The 14734-nt window shown below is 41.6% G+C and carries 14 protein-coding genes; 12 read left to right on the forward strand and 2 right to left on the reverse strand.

Annotated features, from left to right (window positions below; genetic code table 11):
- Positions 1-370 precede the first annotated feature (370 nt).
- From rlmF to LPH68_RS23680, 10 genes are all read left to right on the forward strand, one after another.
- Positions 371-1306: a 23S rRNA (adenine(1618)-N(6))-methyltransferase RlmF gene (gene rlmF, locus LPH68_RS23635; protein ID WP_055235406.1), complete on the forward strand. Its 936-nt coding sequence runs from the start codon at positions 371-373 to the stop codon at positions 1304-1306.
- 50 nt (positions 1307-1356) lie between these two features.
- A complete protein-coding gene (locus LPH68_RS23640; RefSeq protein WP_055235405.1) occupies positions 1357-2124 on the forward strand; it encodes an N-acetyltransferase in 768 nt (255 codons plus the stop codon).
- A 154-nt stretch (positions 2125-2278) separates the two neighbouring features.
- Positions 2279-4036 (forward strand): AraC family transcriptional regulator, encoded by a 1758-nt coding sequence (locus LPH68_RS23645; protein WP_151923744.1) that lies wholly within the window; start codon positions 2279-2281, stop codon positions 4034-4036.
- A gap of 65 nt (positions 4037-4101) precedes the next feature.
- Positions 4102-4464 (forward strand): DUF488 domain-containing protein, encoded by a 363-nt coding sequence (locus LPH68_RS23650; RefSeq protein ID WP_055235403.1) that lies wholly within the window; start codon positions 4102-4104, stop codon positions 4462-4464.
- An 84-nt stretch (positions 4465-4548) separates the two neighbouring features.
- Entirely contained in the window at positions 4549-5781 is a 1233-nt protein-coding gene (locus LPH68_RS23655; RefSeq protein WP_004315182.1) for a Cof-type HAD-IIB family hydrolase, read from the forward strand.
- On the forward strand, positions 5778-6893 hold the full coding sequence (locus LPH68_RS23660; RefSeq protein WP_008021526.1) for an isochorismate synthase: 1116 nt from the start codon (positions 5778-5780) through the stop codon (positions 6891-6893). The genes LPH68_RS23655 and LPH68_RS23660 overlap by 4 nt, the downstream gene beginning before the upstream one ends.
- Before the next feature lie 19 nt (positions 6894-6912).
- Positions 6913-8580, forward strand: coding sequence for a 2-succinyl-5-enolpyruvyl-6-hydroxy-3-cyclohexene-1-carboxylic-acid synthase (menD, locus tag LPH68_RS23665; protein WP_049703137.1), 1668 nt, complete (start codon positions 6913-6915; stop codon positions 8578-8580).
- Positions 8581-8583: 3 nt separating this feature from the next.
- Entirely contained in the window at positions 8584-9408 is an 825-nt protein-coding gene (menB, locus tag LPH68_RS23670; RefSeq protein ID WP_004310001.1) for a 1,4-dihydroxy-2-naphthoyl-CoA synthase, read from the forward strand.
- A 172-nt stretch (positions 9409-9580) separates the two neighbouring features.
- Positions 9581-10606, forward strand: coding sequence for an o-succinylbenzoate synthase (locus LPH68_RS23675; RefSeq protein ID WP_008021533.1), 1026 nt, complete (start codon positions 9581-9583; stop codon positions 10604-10606).
- Positions 10607-10627: 21 nt separating this feature from the next.
- Positions 10628-11764 (forward strand): AMP-binding protein, encoded by a 1137-nt coding sequence (locus LPH68_RS23680; RefSeq protein WP_008643122.1) that lies wholly within the window; start codon positions 10628-10630, stop codon positions 11762-11764.
- A 310-nt stretch (positions 11765-12074) separates the two neighbouring features.
- On the opposite strand, the gene LPH68_RS23685 is transcribed toward LPH68_RS23680, so the two are convergent.
- Positions 12075-12551 carry a Dps family protein gene (locus LPH68_RS23685; RefSeq protein WP_004314742.1) on the reverse strand — a complete coding sequence of 159 codons (477 nt, stop codon included), beginning with the start codon at positions 12549-12551 and terminating at the stop codon, positions 12075-12077.
- A 138-nt stretch (positions 12552-12689) separates the two neighbouring features.
- Between LPH68_RS23685 and LPH68_RS23690 the strand changes: the two genes are divergently transcribed.
- Positions 12690-13616, forward strand: coding sequence for a hydrogen peroxide-inducible genes activator (locus LPH68_RS23690; protein WP_074708449.1), 927 nt, complete (start codon positions 12690-12692; stop codon positions 13614-13616).
- Positions 13617-13640: 24 nt separating this feature from the next.
- Here the strand turns inward: LPH68_RS23690 and LPH68_RS23695 are convergent, their stop codons facing one another.
- Positions 13641-13811: a hypothetical protein gene (locus tag LPH68_RS23695; RefSeq protein WP_165450455.1), complete on the reverse strand. Its 171-nt coding sequence runs from the start codon at positions 13809-13811 to the stop codon at positions 13641-13643.
- A 117-nt stretch (positions 13812-13928) separates the two neighbouring features.
- Between LPH68_RS23695 and LPH68_RS23700 the strand changes: the two genes are divergently transcribed.
- Entirely contained in the window at positions 13929-14618 is a 690-nt protein-coding gene (locus LPH68_RS23700) for an MIP family channel protein (protein WP_004314740.1), read from the forward strand.
- Positions 14619-14734: the final 116 nt, after the last annotated feature.

Raw genomic sequence — 14734 nt, forward strand, 5'->3', positions numbered from 1 at the left:
AATGATGTTGCGTTTGATATTCATAATTGGGTGCGTTTGAAATTCTACACCCAAATATACACCCAAAAATTGAAATAACAAAAGGCATTTAGAAAGATTTAGATTTACTCTGCATTGTATATAATATGTGATTATCAATGATTTGCATTTTTATGATATTTTCTGAAAGCGTAGGTTCGGGAGCCTGTCTCTCCGCTTTTAAGCATTGAATATCAATGCATTATAGAATAAGCATCCTAATTAAGGTTTCGGAAAATGACCTTATGGGATGCTTTTTTATTTTATGATATTTTTTTGTGATTTGATCCCCAATTTGGTGTATTAACAGGGAAAATTTGCAGACAGGAAAATTCTCTGTATCTTTGCCGACATGGCACAAAAAGGTGAGTTACATATAAGAAATAAGCACAATGGTCAATATGATTTTCCGTTGTTGATAGAAAATTATCCTCCACTTAAGAGATTCGTATCACTTAATCCTCTGGGTGTACAAACTATAAACTTTTTTAATCCGCAAGCTGTAAAAGCTTTAAATAAAGCATTATTAATCAGTTATTATGGCATTCGTTATTGGGATATACCGAAACAATACTTGTGTCCACCCATTCCCGGAAGAGCGGATTATATTCATTATATTGCTGATCTTATTCAGCCGGATAGGGTAGCGAAAGATTTGCAGGCAGAGGATGAGGATGCGAACGAACAGAAAACGAAACGCAGATGTCTGGATGTTGGGGTAGGTGCAAATTGTATTTATCCGATTATAGGGCACACAGAGTATGGATGGACATTTGTGGGCAGTGATATTGATCCGGTCTCGATAGAAAATGCACGGAAGATAGTGACTTGCAACCCGGTATTGGCACATAAGATTGACTTGCGACTTCAGAAAGACAGTCAGAAGATTTTTGATGGAATTATCATGCCTGACGAATACTTTGATGTTACGATCTGTAACCCTCCGTTTCATAGCTCGAAGGAAGAAGCGGAAGACGGAACCTTGCGCAAATTGAGTAGCCTGAAGGGGACGAAGGTGAAAAAAGTACAATTAAATTTTGGCGGGAGTGCGAATGAACTTTGGTGTGAGGGTGGAGAAATCCGTTTTATACTGAATATGATCTCCGAGAGTCAGAAATATCAGAAGAACTGTGGATGGTTCACCAGCTTGGTTTCAAAAGAAAAGAATCTCGAAAAGCTATGTGCTAAATTGAAGTCTGTGAATGTATCGGAATATAAGATTATCAGAATGCAGCAGGGAACTAAAAGCAGCAGAATATTAGCCTGGCGATTTTCTAATAACTTATAATAATGAGTGCTTATTGATCTGTTATTTTTAAACCTATTAAATAAAATATTATGGAAACAAATTACATCACTTTGACGAAGGAGAATATTGCGGACGAACATATATGCTGTGCCTTTTCGGATAAGAAATGCAAAGATAGTTATGAGTTAAAAAAAGCATGGCTGAAAAAAGAGTTTGATAATGGTTATGTTTTCAGACGTATTGACGAACGGGCGAAAGTGTTCATCGAATATGGTCCTGCTGAAAAGGCGTGGGTTCCTGTCAGTGCTCCTAATTATCTGATGATAAATTGTTTCTGGGTGTCGGGTAAATATAAAGGATGCGGGCATGGTAAGGCTTTGCTGCAGTCTGCTATTGATGATGCGAAATTGCAGGGAAAAGATGGTTTAGTTACCGTAGTGGGCACTTCTAAATTTCATTTTATGAGTGATACAAAATGGCTGCTGCGACAAGGTTTCCAAACTATAGAAAAACTTCCTTACGGATTCAGTTTGTTGGCTTTGAAAATAAATCCGGCTGCTCCCGATCCTTCATTCAACGACAGTGTATTGACAGGTGAGTGTCCTGACCGGGATGGAATAGTAGTGTATTATACTCATCGCTGTCCGTTTACTGAATTCCATGTTCGCGGTTCTTTGGTCAATGCAGCCAAGAGTAAGGATCTCCCATTAAAAATAATAGAATTAGAAACCATGGAACAAGCACAAAATGCGCCTACACCAGCCACTATCTTTACTCTTTTTTATAATGGGAAGTTTGTTACAACCGATTTGAGCGCGTGTATTGAAGCCCGGTTGGGAAAGGCTTTAGGCTTGTGATTCTGTGAGATGAAGATTTATCAGAAACTAGGATTGGGATAAGAAGATAGCTAATGTTTCTTATTTTAATTTTGCAAAATTAAGATGCACCTTGCACTTTTTGTGGAAAATACATATCTTTGGATGCTGAATGATTAAAACACGGTAAGATCTTATGCGTTTTTTTGTATGTATTTTGGTGCTTTTATTTGTACACAATCAATTTTCGAGGGCTGATAAAACTTTAATTGATGATTCTCTGTATACGGAGAAATATATCAGGAATATTTATATTCCCGAACCTAGGCGTGCTCTGCAATTACTGGACGAAGCGGAGAACAGGAAAACGATTCCTTTGCGGGTTGTAAATGAATTGCGTAGTTTATCATATAGTAATATGTATATGAATAAACTAGCATTTATGTATGCAAGGAAAGCTTATTTGCTTGATTCCCTATATCAAAAAGATCCGAAACACATGCTGAAAATGACAGTACATTTGGCTGAATTTTCGGCAATGATGAGCAAATATAATGAAAGTATGCGTTATGCATTAGATGGAATCAGGCAGGCGCAAGAGTTAGGGAACAGGGAAGCCAAAGCCAGGTTATTTTTCTGTATGGGAGAGAATAATTGGAGATTATCTTTTAAAGATAAAGCATACGATTATTTTAACCGGACTATTGAGCTTTTGCGGGGCTCAAAGGAGAAGCGGGAAATGATGTTGCTCTCTTATTACTATGGAGCAGAAATGAGCTTTTTAATGAATGATTCTCGAATTGAAGAGGCATTGAAAGTGGGTTTTGAGCGTGAAAAGCAAATTGAACGGCTTAAGGCAGTACCTCAAATCTCTGAAGATTATATAGACGGTCAATATAGTTATTTATATGCCAAATTAGCCTACATCTATTGCATGGAGAAGAAATATGAGAAGGCGGAGCAATATTATCAGAAATACTTATCAAAGAAAGAATCTCATACTCCCGACGGAAAAATGTACTCGGTTCCTTATTTAGTGCTTTCCGGACAATATGAAAAGGTTATTGATAATTGCAGGGGGTTCAAGGAATTGATGAGAACCCAGCAGGATACTTTGAATGAACAGTATCTGACTGTCCTTCGACAGGAAGTGAAGGCATATTTGGGTATGCATAAATACAAAGAAGCTGCCGAGATACGTGAAACGATTTTAACTATAACAGATAGTATCAATACCCGGGATAGAAACAATGCTGCATTGGAATTGAATGCAATGTACGGCGTCTCTGAAAAAGAAGAATATATTGCCGAACAGGCTTTTCAATTAAAAATAAGGAATATTACCCTCTGTTTTCTTGCATGTATTGTTGTACTGACTCTGTTTGTCGTTTGGCGTTTGTGGCATTTCAATCATATAGTCGAGTATAAGAACAGGATGCTTGCCAGGCTTATAAACGAGAAATTTGCTAATAGAAAAGATGGGAACCAGCTATCGGAAGTATACGAACAACTGGCTGTTGTGTCGGAGATTGAACCGGAACGTATTTCACCCGAAGAATTGGAAGAACTTGCTAACGATACAGATAAAGAAAGTGGGGAAGAAGAAGAGAATAAGAAGATATTTCAGGAACTGAATGATATCGTTATTCGGAAACAGTTATATCTTTCTTCAGAATTGTCGAGAGAAGATCTGGCACAAATCGTACATCTGAATAACGCACGTTTTGCGAGGATGATAAGAGAATGTACCGGAACCAATTTTAATGGATATATCAATGAATTGCGCATTAATTATGCCATTGAACTGATGAAAAAGCATCCTAATTATACGATACGTGCCATTGCGGATGAGGCCGGATTTAATAGCACCCCGATTTTATACAATCTTTTTAAGAAAAAGACGGGAATGACTCCTTACGAATTTAAAAAAGCACAGGATTCGTTACAGAATTGAGTGGATTCTGCTAAACAATTTTCGCATTTTCCGGTTTATCTATTTATAATTAACTATTAATAGAAATGATACAGGTAAGGATAAAGCGGGTTTACGACGATTTTTCAGAAACAGATGGCTACCGGGTACTGGTAGATAAATTATGGCCACGTGGAATGAAGAAAGAATGGCTTAAGTACGATTATTGGGCAAAAGACATCACACCGTCTTCCACATTGCGTAGATGGTTTCACGAAGATATTCCCGGACACTGGGAAGACTTCGTCATACAGTATCAGAAAGAACTTGACGCTTCTTCCTCAATGGCTGATTTTCTGACTCTTATCAAGCCGCATCCGGTGATAACATTGCTTTACGCTTCCAAAGAACCGGTGTATAATCATGCCCGTATCCTCCGCGATTATCTGGAAATGCGTTTGAAAGAGTGAAATTAAAGTAATTTTTATCTGTTTACGCTTTCTGTCGTTCACTCAATTTCCTACCTTTGTAATCTAAATCAAAATCGTGTAATCATGAAGTATAAATTATTGGTTCTTGATGTAGACGGAACACTCCTCAATGATGCGAAAGAAATTAGTAAGCGTACATTGGCTGCCCTGTTGAAGGTTCAGCAAATGGGAGTACGTATTGTGCTGGCATCCGGCAGACCTACTTATGGCCTGATGCCGCTGGCCAAGATGCTTGAACTTGGAAACTATGGAGGTTTTATCCTTTCCTATAATGGCTGTCAGATTATCAATGCACAAAACGGGGAAATTCTGTTTGAACGTCGGATTAATCCCGAAATGTTGCCGTATCTGGAAAAGAAAGCCCGTAAAAACGGTTTTGCCTTATTCACTTATCATGATGATACGATCATAACGGATTCTCCTGAAAATGAACATATCCAAAATGAAGCCCGGTTGAATAACCTGCAAATAATTAAAGAAGAAGAATTTTCTGCTGCCGTTGATTTTGCTCCTTGTAAGTGTATGCTGGTGAGCGATGACGAAGAAGCACTGGTTGGTCTGGAAGATCACTGGAAGAGACGATTGAACGGAGCGTTGGACGTATTCCGTTCGGAGCCATATTTTCTGGAAGTAGTTCCCTGCGCCATCGACAAAGCCAATTCTTTGGGTGCTTTGCTGGAGGTGCTGGATGTGAAGCGTGAGGAAGTGATTGCTGTGGGCGACGGTGTGTGTGATGTAACAATGATTCAGTTGGCCGGGCTGGGTGTAGCTATGGGACATTCACAAGACTCGGTCAAAGCCTGTGCCGACTATGTGACTGCTTCGAATGAGGAAGACGGAGTGGCCGTTGCAGTGGAGAAAGCTATCATAGCCGAAGTGCGTGCAGCCGAAATTCCCCTTGACCAACTGAATGCGCAGGCACGCCACGCATTAATGGGAAACTTGGGAATTCAATATACATACGCCGACGAAGATCGTGTGGAAGCAACGATGCCGGTAGACCATCGTACCCGTCAGCCTTTTGGCATTTTGCATGGTGGAGCTACTCTTGCGTTGGCGGAAACAGTTGCCGGACTCGGTTCGATGATTCTTTGCCAGCCGGACGAGATTGTAGTAGGAATGCAGGTCAGCGGAAACCATATATCTTCTGCACATGAAGGAGATACCGTGCGTGCAGTAGGAACAGTTGTACATAAAGGACGTTCCTCCCACGTATGGAATGTAGACGTGTTTACTTCAACAAACAAACTGGTGTCTTCCATACGGGTAGTCAACAGTGTGATGAAAAAGAGATGACCGACGAAGAAATAAGTAACTTGACAACTATTGATGCATTTATTCAGCGGAAGCAGCCGTTTGCTGTTTACCGTATTCCCGGAGAGAAAGTTCCCCGTCTGTTGACGCAGGCGGAAGGAGCGGTCCGTTTGATATACGATTTGAAAGAACTGAATGGACAGAGAGGATTTGTAATTGCTCCGTTTCAGGTGAGTGAGTCATGTCCGGTTGTGTTGATTCAACCCGATCAGTGGGGGCAGCCTTTACCCGTGGATGATGATACGGAAGAAGATCGGGAGATAGCCTTGCGCCTGCAAGGACAAGAATCATTTCTGACTTCTTCTACGGAAGAATATGCGGCATGCTTTCATACCTTTATAAATGCGTTACGTGACAGGACGTTTGATAAACTAGTGCTTTCCCGTCATCTTACAGTTGATAAAGTTGCGGATTTTTCTCCTTTGTCCATCTTTCGGGCGGCTTGTAAACGTTATATTCATTCGTATATTTACTTATGTTATACTCCGCAGACGGGCATCTGGCTGGGAAGTACTCCCGAAATCATTTTATCAGGTGAGAAAGACGAATGGCATACGGTTGCACTAGCCGGAACACAGCCTTTGCAAGATGGCAGATTGCCGCAAGTATGGGATGAAAAGAACCGGAAAGAACAAGATTATGTTGCTTCTTATATCCGTCGGCAGCTTCTTTCACTGGATATTCATTCTACGGAAAACGGGCCATATCCTGCTTATGCCGGTGCTTTGTCACATTTAAAAACTGATTTCCGTTTTTCTTTGAAAGATAATAAAGGTTTGGGAGACCTTCTGAAAGTTTTGCATCCGACACCTGCCGTATGCGGCTTGCCGAAGGAAGAAGCCTATCAGTTTATTTTGCAGAATGAAGGTTACGACCGCCGCTATTACTCCGGCTTTATCGGATGGCTCGATCCGGAAGGACGAACAGACATCTATGTAAACTTACGCTGTATGCATATCGAAGATAAACAACTTACTCTTTATGCCGGCGGTGGATTATTGGCCTCTTCGGAATTGAATGACGAATGGCTGGAAACGGAGAAGAAGTTGCAAACCATCAAACGGCTGATTGCAGTGCCTCCTTTAAAATCATAAACTACTAATAATTATCATCATGTATACAGACAAGAAGAACATACTCCAGTTGGTTGCGTTGCTCGAGGCGCATGGGATTACTAAGGTTGTATTGTGTCCGGGTAGTCGTAATACGCCCATAGTACATACTTTGTCTAACCATCCGAATTTTACCTGCTATCCGGTGACGGATGAACGGAGTGCCGGCTATTTTGCCATCGGTCTTGCGTTGAATGGTGGTAAGCCCGCAGCTGTCTGTTGCACTTCCGGTACTGCATTATTAAACCTTCATCCGGCTGTGGCAGAAGCATTTTATCAAAATGTTCCTCTGGTCATTATTTCTGCGGATCGTCCCGCTGCCTGGATCGGGCAGATGGATGGACAGACAGTACCACAACCAGGCGTATTTCAGACATTGGTTAAGAAGTCAGTAAACCTTCCGGAGATTCATACGGAAGAAGATGAATGGTATTGCAATCGTCTGGTGAATGAAGCTTTGCTGGAAACGAACCATCATGGAAAAGGACCGGTACATATTAATGTCCCTATTTCTGAACCGTTGTTCCAGTTTACGGTTGATTCGCTTCCTGAAGTGCGTGTCATTACCCGTTATCAGGGGTTGAACGTCTACGATCGTGATTATAATGATTTGGTCGATCGGATGAATAAATACCAGAAGCGAATGATTATCATCGGTCAGATGAATCTTATCTACCTGTTTGAAAAAAGATATATCAAGTTATTATATAAACATTTTGCCTGGTTGACTGAACATATCGGCAACCAGACAGTTCCCGGTATTCCGGTAAAGAACTTTGATGCGGCGCTTTATGCCATGCCCGAAGAGAAGGTCGGCCAGATGGTTCCGGAGTTGTTGATTACTTATGGAGGACATGTCGTTTCCAAACGGCTGAAGAAGTTTCTCCGTCAGCATCCGCCTAAAGAACATTGGCACGTATCGCCGGATGGTGAGGTGGTCGATTTGTACGGCTCATTAACTACGGTGATCGAAATGGACCCGTTCGAGTTTCTGGAGAAGATAGCCAGTTTGCTGGACAATCGGACTCCTGAATATCCCCGTGTGTGGGAAAACTATTGCAAGATCATTCCCGAACCGGAGTTTGCTTATTCGGAAATGTCTGCCGTCGGTACGTTATTGAAAGCCTTGCCGGAGTCATGTGCGTTGCATCTGGCAAACAGTTCGGTGGTGCGTTATGCGCAATTATACTCCATTCCTTCTACGATTGAAGTTTGTTGCAACCGGGGGACAAACGGCATTGAAGGCTCACTGTCTACGGCTGTCGGTTATGCGGCAGCTTCCGACAAACTGAACTTTATAGCTATCGGAGATTTGAGCTTTTTCTATGATATGAATGCATTGTGGAATGTCAATGTTCGCTCCAATCTGCGTGTTCTTCTGTTAAATAATGGAGGAGGAGAGATTTTCCATACCTTGCCGGGATTGGATATGTCGGGTACCTCACATAAATTTATTGCGGCAGTCCATAAAACGTCGGCCAAAGGTTGGGCGGAGGAACGTGGATTCCTCTATCTGCAAGCACAAAATGACGAAGAACTGGCTGAAGCGATGAAAACTTTCACTCAACCGGAAGCTATGGAACAGCCTGTGCTCTTGGAGGTGTTTACCAACAAAAACAAGGACGCGCGCATGTTGAAGAATTATTATCATCAATTAAAACAAAAATAGATTATGTCAACACAAAGAGAGTGGACAACCATTAGAGAATACGACGATATTCTTTTTGATTATTATAATGGAATTGCCCGTATCACGATCAACCGTGAACGCTATCGGAATGCGTTTACTCCGACAACTACTGCTGAAATGAGTGACGCATTGCGCATCTGCCGTGAAGAAGCGGATATTGATGTGATTGTGATTACCGGAGCCGGTGATAAGGCATTTTGTTCGGGCGGCGACCAGAATGTGAAAGGACGTGGCGGATATATCGGAAAAGACGGTGTGCCTCGTCTTAGCGTATTGGATGTGCAAAAGCAGATTCGCAGCATCCCGAAACCGGTGATTGCTGCCGTGAACGGTTTTGCTATTGGTGGCGGACATGTGCTTCATGTGGTATGTGATTTGTCCATTGCGTCGGAAAATGCTATTTTCGGTCAGACGGGTCCTCGTGTAGGTAGCTTTGATGCTGGATTCGGTGCGTCTTATCTGGCACGTGTGGTCGGTCAGAAGAAAGCACGCGAAATCTGGTTCCTCTGCCGGAAGTATAATGCACAAGAAGCATTGGATATGGGATTAGTGAATAAAGTAGTTCCCTTGGAGCAGTTGGAAGATGAATATGTGCAGTGGGCAGAAGAAATGATGCTGCTTAGTCCGTTGGCTTTGCGCATGATTAAAGCAGGATTGAATGCCGAACTGGATGGTCAAGCAGGTATTCAGGAATTGGCAGGTGACGCAACGTTGCTCTATTACCTGACTGATGAAGCACAGGAAGGAAAGAATGCGTTTCTGGAGAAACGTAAACCGAACTTCAAACAATATCCGAAATTCCCTTAAAATCGGCTTTGCCACAGAGTACCACAGAGTTTGCTTTTCCTGCGTTTAAGCCCGATTTTCTGCAAAGCAAGACTGTGGAGGAGAGAATGGTAGGAGAACTGCAAGAGATATAACTTATTAAAACTTCGTGAGGCTCTGTGTTATTCTGTGGTGAATTGAAAAATTATTCACGATGAATTGTAAAATAGAAATTATTCCCCGATTGCTCCATTTCAAGCAACCTGCCGGGACTTCCAGAGGAACATATACTACGCGTAAAGTTTGGTATCTTCATTTTACCTCTCCTGACTTCCCTGGCAGAGTGGGAATAGGGGAGTGTGCACCTTTGCCCGCTTTAAGTTGTGACGATCTTCCTGATTACGAAGATATATTAGTGAAAGTCTGCCGGAAAGTAGAGAGGGAACAAGGCAGATTGGATATGGATGGCTTGTGTGACTATCCTTCAATTTTATTTGGTCTGGAAACGGCCATCCGGCATTTCTTTGCAGGAAACTGGGCTTTATGTGATACGGCTTTCTCACGTGGAGAAGTTGGTATTCCGATTAACGGCCTTATTTGGATGGGAGATTTTCAGAACATGTTATCCCAGATTGAGAAAAAGATGGAAGCCGGATTTCGTTGTATCAAGTTAAAGATAGGTGCCATCAATTTCGAAGAAGAACTGACATTGTTGCGCCATATTCGTACGCATTTCTCTTCTAAAGAAATAGAGTTGCGTGTAGATGCAAATGGTGCTTTCTCACCCGTGGACGCAATGGAAAAACTGAAACGTCTGTCCGAGTTTGATTTACATTCTATCGAACAGCCAATCTGTGCCGGACAATGGGAGGAAATGGCTCGGCTTGCTGCCGAATCTCCATTAGCGATTGCTTTGGATGAAGAACTGATAGGATGCAATACGCTGGAAAGGAAACAGGAGCTGCTTTCAACAATTCGTCCGCAATATATCGTTATTAAACCTTCTCTTCATGGAGGAATATGCGGAGGAGACGAATGGATTACCGAAGCTGAAAAACAACAGATCGGCTGGTGGATAACTTCCGCTCTGGAATCAAACATTGGGCTAAACGCCATTGCCCAGTGGTGTGCAACATTCAGCAATCCGTTGCCACAGGGACTGGGAACAGGGGCGCTCTTTACAGACAACGTGGAAGTGCCTCTTGAAATAAGAAAAGATTGTTTATGGTTTTGTAAATGATAGTATTTAAAGGATATTCCGATGATATTCGATCGAAAACAACAACGCTTGTTACTGGAAGGAAAAGAATATACTTTTGAGGATATAAGCCGATTAATAGCAGGAGGAGCGGAGGCTCATTCTCCTGCTAGTTGGGATTTATATCTTTTCCTGAACGAATGGTTTAACGATTCTCCTGTCATCATTGTTCATACATCAGGCTCTACGGGTACACCTAAAGAGTTGATTGTACGTAAAGACCAGATGATGCAAAGTGCGCGTCTGACTTGTGAGTTTCTGGATTTGAAGAAAGGAGAGACGGCATTACTTTGTATGAATCTTCGTTATATTGGTGCAATGATGGTGGTCGTGCGTTCGTTGGTTGCAGGCTTGAATTTGATTGTACGTCCTGCTTCCGGTCATCCTTTAGCGGATATAAAAGAGCCTTTGAGATTTGTGGCAATGGTTCCCCTGCAAGTTTATAATACGTTGCAAGTTCCCGAAGAGAAAGAACGATTGAAACAGACGGATATTTTGATTATAGGTGGTGGAGCTATTGATGAGGCTTTAGAGGCGGAGATCAAACATCTTCCGACTGCCGTCTATTCTACCTATGGCATGACTGAAACTTTATCTCATATTGCTCTTCGTCGGCTGAACGGAACATTGGCTTCGGAACATTATTATCCGTTTTCTTCAGTAAAACTGTCTTTATCTGTAGAGAATACGTTAATTATTGATGCCCCTTTGGTATGTGATGAAATATTGCAAACCAATGACATTGCACGCATCTATCCCGATGGAAGTTTTATGATTTTGGGTCGGAAAGACAATGTGATAAATAGTGGAGGAATTAAGATTCAGGCGGAGGAAATGGAGAAATTGCTTCGTTCTTTTATTCCTGTGCCATTTGTTATTACTTCAGTTCCGGACCAGCGTTTAGGGCAGGCTGTAACCTTACTATTGGAAGGTCAGCCAGAATTATTGGAAGGTCAGCCGGACACTAAAGAAATCGGAAACAAACTACAGGAAATATTGGAACCTTATTATCGTCCCAAGTACATATGGACGACAGATTGTATTCCGCAAACAGAAAACGGCAAGGTTAATCGTGCGAAGTGTCGTATTTTAGCCAAACAAATGTTGACGACGTTTTACACTCACACTCTCACACCTTGATTGAAATCCTTTATTCATCAACGTTTCAGGGGCCTCTAATTGTCTTACCCTAGTTTTAGTTGAGACTTATTAGAGTCAACAAAATTCAGGGTAAGACATTTTATTTCAGTAGAATAAGTTTCATCTTTTGAAAGTTGTTGCTTACTTTTATAAATCTTGATAAATAAAGAACAAAACTAATTTTTTTAATAATATCAGCGAATGAACGTATTTAGATAGTACTAGTACACTGGAAATAATAAAGAGAGAATATTCCTTTTACGGAAATATCCTCTCTTTCTCACTTAAAAACCTAAACCTTTTATCTTAATTATTTGCTATTATAAGCCGTCAACATCCAAACTAGTTTTTCCTGTTCTTTCAGATAATCGCTCATCATCGAAACGGTTACTTCATCTCCGGCTTGAGAAGCGATAGACAAGATTTTACGTTCTTCACCAATCAGATAACTGATACTCTGAAGGATATTGTTCAGTGCCTGTTCGCCGTTGCTCACCTTATCTACTTCACTGATATTTGCTACTTTCAAATAATCGCTGAATTTATTGGCAGGAGTACCGCCCAACATCAAGATACGTTCTGCAATTTCGTCTACCTTTTCGGCTGTGTCATCATACATCTTTTCGAATTGGCTGTGGAGAACAAAGAAATCATGTCCTTTGATATTCCAGTGGAAACCGCGGAGATTGGTGTAATACACTTGGAAGTCTGCTAATAGTTGTTGCAAAGATGCTACTACGTTGTTTGCTCCCGATTCATTCAGTTTGATAAATTCTAAAGTTTTCATATTCTTTTTATTTTTAATGATTTATACTTGTTTTCTTTTTTTTCTGTACTGCAAAGATAAGGCGGAAAATGCTTGTTGTCAAACTGAAAATTTCTATCTTTGCATAGATGAAATCTATAACTTAATATGATTTGATAGATGACGATACAACAATTAGAATATATACTAGCCGTAGACCAGTTCAGGCATTTCGCACGGGCAGCCGAATATTGCCGTGTGACGCAACCTACTTTGAGTGCCATGATTCAGAAGCTGGAAGATGAATTGGGAGTAAAGTTATTCGATAGGACAGTGCAACCCGTCTGCCCGACACCCATCGGGCAGAAAGTGATAGACCAGGCTCGTGTGATTCTGGCGCAGGCAGCTCAAGTAAAAGAAATCATCAGTGAAGATAAGCAATCATTATCAGGTGTATTCCGTTTGGGAGTATTACCCACTATCGCTCCTTATTTGCTACCCCGCTTTTTCCCTCAACTGATGGAGAAATATCCCGAACTGGATATTCGTGTCACGGAAATGAAAACCCAGGATATTCAGCAGGCTCTGCATGCCGGCGATTTGGATGCAGGGATTATTGCCAGTAAATTAGAAGACACATTCTTGACGGGAGAAACTCTCTTCTATGAGCAATTTTATGCTTATGTATCACGGAAAGAACCCTCGTTCAAACATGACGTTATCCGCACTTCCGATATAACCGGCGAACATCTTTGGCTTTTGGACGAAGGACATTGTTTTCGTGACCAACTTGTCCGTTTCTGTCAGATGGAAGCGGTGAAGGTTAGTCAGATGGCTTATCGCCTGGGAAGCATGGAAACCTTTATGAGAATGGTAGAAAGCGGAAAAGGAATCACTTTTATTCCCGAACTGGCAGTGGCTCAATTGACGGAAGAACAGCGACAATTAGTACGTCCGTTTGCTATCCCCCGACCGACGCGGCAAGTGGTGTTGGCGACAAATAGAGATTTTATTCGTCACAGCCTGCTATGTGTTCTGAAAGAGGAAATAAAAGCTGCAGTCCCCAAAGAAATGCTTACTTTGCAGTCCATACAGTGTTTGCTATAATAATAGAGGTTGAGATGATTCCTGTCATATACCCTTGTACCGGGTATAAGCGAAAAGAATAACTCCAACAGTGGCAAAGCGGGTTTCGGAGAAATTCATCGGAGTGACGTCATTGCTCAATCCTTGCTTGATAAGAGAGTTTACGATGGCCCATAAGGTAGAGGCTAATATGGCGTGCAAAAGTCCTTTTTTCATTTTATTTGCTTGCCTTTTATTCAAAAATGTTGCGAAAGCAATAATAATTTAGGCACGTAGGCTTTGTTTTCTTGGGTTAATTCTCTATATTTGATGCATTAACCATTATTTATAGTTATGAAAAAGTACATTGCAGAAATGATTGGAACGATGGTGCTCGTTCTTATGGGATGCGGAAGTGCCGTTTTTGCCGGTAGTGTAACCGGTACGGTAGGTGCTGGCGTGGGAACAGTCGGCGTAGCTTTAGCATTTGGTCTTTCAGTAGTAGCGATGGCGTATGCTATCGGAGGTATTTCAGGATGTCACATTAATCCTGCTATTACATTAGGAGTGTTCTTAACTGGGCGTATGAACGGAAAAGATGCAGGTATGTATATGATTTTCCAGGTAATCGGAGCTATTATCGGCTCGGCTATTCTTTTTGCTTTAGTTTCCACCGGTGCTCATGACGGACCTACGGCTACAGGTTCCAATGGTTTTGGCGATGGAGAAATGTTGCAGGCATTCATTGCGGAAGCAGTATTTACTTTCATTTTTGTATTAGTGGTGCTCGGCTCTACCGACTCGAAGAAGGGAGCAGGCAATCTGGCAGGACTTGCCATCGGTTTGACTCTTGTATTGGTACATATTGTATGTATTCCTATCACAGGGACTTCTGTAAACCCGGCACGTAGTATTGCTCCGGCATTATTCCAGGGAGGAGAAGCATTGTCGCAGTTGTGGCTGTTCATCATTGCTCCATTTGTAGGAGCTGCGTTGAGTGCGGTAGTTTGGAATTATCTGGGAGATAAGGAAGAAAAGAAATAAATCTTTTATAAGAATAACTTCTTTATATAAAGGAGAAGATAGGGATATTCAGTAAATGTTCCTCTTTCTAAAAAATCAAGAGAAAAGCTTTGCTTTACGTGAGCTTTTCTCTTGAT

This window comes from Bacteroides sp. 1_1_30 (assembly GCF_020982715.1).
In the GTDB taxonomy this organism is placed as follows: domain Bacteria; phylum Bacteroidota; class Bacteroidia; order Bacteroidales; family Bacteroidaceae; genus Bacteroides; species Bacteroides xylanisolvens.

Bases quoted from the DNA above. Each gene is read 5' to 3' on its own strand.
- rlmF (WP_055235406.1), top strand. From the start codon at position 371: ATGGCACAAAAAGGTGAGTTACATATAAGAAATAAGCACAATGGTCAA.
- LPH68_RS23640 (WP_055235405.1), top strand. From the start codon at position 1,357: ATGGAAACAAATTACATCACTTTGACGAAGGAGAATATTGCGGACGAA.
- LPH68_RS23645 (WP_151923744.1), top strand. From the start codon at position 2,279: ATGCGTTTTTTTGTATGTATTTTGGTGCTTTTATTTGTACACAATCAA.
- LPH68_RS23650 (WP_055235403.1), top strand. From the start codon at position 4,102: ATGATACAGGTAAGGATAAAGCGGGTTTACGACGATTTTTCAGAAACA.
- LPH68_RS23655 (WP_004315182.1), top strand. From the start codon at position 4,549: ATGAAGTATAAATTATTGGTTCTTGATGTAGACGGAACACTCCTCAAT.
- LPH68_RS23660 (WP_008021526.1), top strand. From the start codon at position 5,778: ATGACCGACGAAGAAATAAGTAACTTGACAACTATTGATGCATTTATT.
- menD (WP_049703137.1), top strand. From the start codon at position 6,913: ATGTATACAGACAAGAAGAACATACTCCAGTTGGTTGCGTTGCTCGAG.
- menB (WP_004310001.1), top strand. From the start codon at position 8,584: ATGTCAACACAAAGAGAGTGGACAACCATTAGAGAATACGACGATATT.
- LPH68_RS23675 (WP_008021533.1), top strand. From the start codon at position 9,581: ATGAATTGTAAAATAGAAATTATTCCCCGATTGCTCCATTTCAAGCAA.
- LPH68_RS23680 (WP_008643122.1), top strand. From the start codon at position 10,628: ATGATATTCGATCGAAAACAACAACGCTTGTTACTGGAAGGAAAAGAA.
- LPH68_RS23685 (WP_004314742.1), bottom strand. From the start codon at position 12,551: ATGAAAACTTTAGAATTTATCAAACTGAATGAATCGGGAGCAAACAAC.
- LPH68_RS23690 (WP_074708449.1), top strand. From the start codon at position 12,690: ATGACGATACAACAATTAGAATATATACTAGCCGTAGACCAGTTCAGG.
- LPH68_RS23695 (WP_165450455.1), bottom strand. From the start codon at position 13,811: ATGAAAAAAGGACTTTTGCACGCCATATTAGCCTCTACCTTATGGGCC.
- LPH68_RS23700 (WP_004314740.1), top strand. From the start codon at position 13,929: ATGAAAAAGTACATTGCAGAAATGATTGGAACGATGGTGCTCGTTCTT.